This is a genomic window from Pseudoduganella namucuonensis, from assembly GCF_900116645.1.
In the GTDB taxonomy this organism is placed as follows: Bacteria; Pseudomonadota; Gammaproteobacteria; order Burkholderiales; family Burkholderiaceae_D; genus Rugamonas; species Rugamonas namucuonensis.
Genome location: NZ_FPBO01000094.1, coordinates 1 through 2,814, shown reverse-complemented (window position 1 = coordinate 2,814; position 2,814 = coordinate 1). Strand labels below are relative to the sequence as shown.

2 protein-coding genes and 1 pseudogene are annotated in these 2,814 nt (G+C 55.2%); 1 reads left to right on the top strand and 2 read right to left on the bottom strand.

Translation table 11 applies throughout. The features are described from left to right. Window positions 1-90: 90 nt before the first annotated feature. Window positions 91-778 (bottom strand): annotated as a pseudogene (gene istA / locus BM436_RS35810) (IS21 family transposase); the annotation flags it as partial. Window positions 779-1,390: 612 nt separating this feature from the next. Between istA and BM436_RS36860 the strand changes: the two are divergent. Further along, on the top strand, window positions 1,391-1,912 hold the full coding sequence (locus BM436_RS36860) for a hypothetical protein (protein ID WP_143133525.1): 522 nt from the start codon (window positions 1,391-1,393) through the stop codon (window positions 1,910-1,912). A gap of 250 nt (window positions 1,913-2,162) precedes the next feature. Here the strand turns inward: BM436_RS36860 and BM436_RS35805 are convergent, their stop codons facing one another. Then, complete coding sequence (locus tag BM436_RS35805) at window positions 2,163-2,702, bottom strand: DUF4291 domain-containing protein (protein WP_259741462.1); 540 nt, start codon at window positions 2,700-2,702, stop codon at window positions 2,163-2,165. Between the last annotated feature and the right edge of the window lie 112 nt (window positions 2,703-2,814).

The window sequence follows — 2,814 nt, the reverse complement described above, 5'->3', positions numbered from 1 at the left end:
GTCAAGGGACAGGGTGGGCGTTACAGTCCGACCGCCCCGACATTTATCGCCGTTCAACCAACCACACAAGGTGCAATATGAAGCCCACTCCTTGGTCTTGGCGCGGAAGGGGCGGCACAGCTTGATGACGAAGCCGCAGTGCTTGGCGAAGTCCAGAAAGCCGGCGTGATAGCGGTGCTTGCCCTCGCCGTGGACGTCGCGCTCCAGCACCACCGTTTTCATATTGTCGTACAGGACCCGGCGCGGCACGCCGCCCAGCGCCTGGAAGGCATGCTCGTGGCAGGCGATCAGCGACTCCACCTTCATGTCGGTGACGAACTCGACGTAGCTGGCGCGGCTGTAGCCCAGCGTGGCGCAGAACGCGTACAGCGGCGCGCGGCCCTTGCGGAATTCGACCCAGTCCACCTGCAGTTGGTCGCCCATCGCCGTTTCGAAACGGAGCACCGGATCGGCCGGCGGCGCCAGACGCACGGTGCGCATGAAGGCGCGCAGTTGGCTCTGTCCGCCTTGGTAGCCGCGCGCCACGATCTCGGCGTGCAGCACCGTGGCCGGGATCCAGTTCGGCGCCGCCGCCCGCTGGCGCTCGCGCAGGTAGCTCTCGTACGGCGTCAGTTTGGTGGGGCGCTTCGCCTTGCGCTCGTATTTCGGCAGGGACTCCAGCGCCAAGTGCCGACGCACCGTGTTCACCGCGCAGCCAAACCTCGGCGGCGATCTGCCGCAGACTCATCCCGTGCTTCTTCAGCAATTTGATTTCCACATACACCTCGTTGGGGATCAAGGCCGCTCCGAAAAGCAGCCATCTTCTCAAACTGGTGTATCAGTTTTCAATCGCTGCACTGTGTCAATTTACATCCGCTGCTCACAGCATAAAAGCGTCTGGCAATTGGGCGAGAACGACTTGGGCATTGCTGATCAGGTCGGGGCAGCTTGGTTTGAGCTTGCCTCTACCATAAGCATGATGCCGGGTCGCCAATCGCTTTCTATTACGCCACGTTCTCCAGTTCCTATTAACGAACCAATTGAGCTTGGAGTTTATGTCCCTCGCGATGCCGACGGGGGCATGTTTACGCTACAGTCTCGGTCTGTACAGGGTGTTGGGGACGTCCCAGTGCCTCATCCAGACGCAATCGGGGCCCATTCGACAATCGGAGCAAAACTTGCGCAGGATGGGCAAACGATCTATCGACAAACTGCAACTTTCCCAGGAGGAGCTTGGCCCAAGCTCGATGGTGGCGATATTCCGTGGGGAAGAGTTGATTGGAGCAAACATTCATATACGGGTGAAATACACCCGAGTCCTCACATACACGAATCCTATTATGATACTTCGAACAAGCAATGGCGTTCATCGGGCGCGAAGCCCTTCTTTGGGCATTGATAAGGAGTGGAAATGAATGCAGTATTGGGCATTATTCTGGAAAAAGAATTTCAGTTGAAGCACATGAATATGAGGCCGCGCGAGGTCAGAACTTGGGGAGATGAGGAATTTTCAGTTGGAGACGAGATATATGAATACCAAAATCTTTGTAACGTAGAGCTCCGCGCCTATCCTGTAGCTGATTTTATTAAAAGCTTTTTCCCGGAGGAGGATCGGTCGCGATGTTTTATGTATTTTTCCATGAAGGGTTCCGGTGTAAAAGCCTACCTCGATTGGCTTCGCAATATTTCAGATGATGAGGTTGATACAGTGCCTGAACATGCGTTTGAGAGTGGATTGAAAGAATTAACAATAAAAGCGAGGTTTAGTTCGGTTCTGTTGATCCCTGATAGTGAGCATTTGCATAATGTTCTACAGATTAATGCGGACTATCTCGCGACACTATTGCGGAGGAATATGAGGAATGTAGCGACATCTTCTGGATTTTTGGCTACGATAATATTCTTAGAATCAGACTTCGTGCTTGGGGCGTAGATGAATTTGAGAATGCGGTGGGGGAGAGCTTGACTCACACTAATGAGGATACAGGCCAACGGTTCGCGTCTTATAATGACTCGGTCCAGGACAATGTATATGGAAGGATGTTGGCAGATAACCTGGAATACGGAACGCAAGCTGACTTTGTCACGAACGACGAACTGCGCCGGCTGGCATATGAAGCGGAAGAGAATGGCGGCATTTTACCTCAACGCATGTTAGGCCACCCGCACCGGTGGCGATCGGGTCAGCGCAATGGCCGCTCGGCTGGCCGTTCCGCCTCGGCTTCATCAAGCCTGCCTTCCTGCACGAGCGCGTGGATTTTGTGTGCCAACGGCGTGACATCGGAAATGCGGCATACCCATTCATTGACATACCGCTGGACGGCCTCTTTACCCAAGCCGATCTGAATCGCCCTATGTTCGAGCGGACGCAGGTGCAAGTCCCTTTCCGGATCCCACTGGATGCGCACAGGTGACGCCTCTTTTTTCGCGGCCCACTCGTCCTTGCTGACAGACTCGTCCGGGTGGCTCAGGCAGCCATGCTCCAGTGCCCATTCAAACCCCGCTCTGGTGATATCGATCGCCAAGATGCGTTTCTGCCCGGCGTCTTTGAAGCCCCATCCTGCGCGATACATCATCCATAAAAAGGAAGGCTTAATCCAGGTCATGCGATCCATTTTGAACGGCGGCGAGGTGAATGTCCCCGCCGCCAGGGCGGCGTCCGCGATCGCATCGGAATAGGCCTGGTAGACGCGAATGGTGGTGTCGTCGTAGACCGCCCTGATCTGGCGGCGAGGTATCGCTAACTGTCGAGTCCCGTTTGATCATAAACACGTTTAACGAATAATTCGGGCTTCTGCCGCTGCCATTCCTTGAGCGCTTGGATCGGTGTCCTGG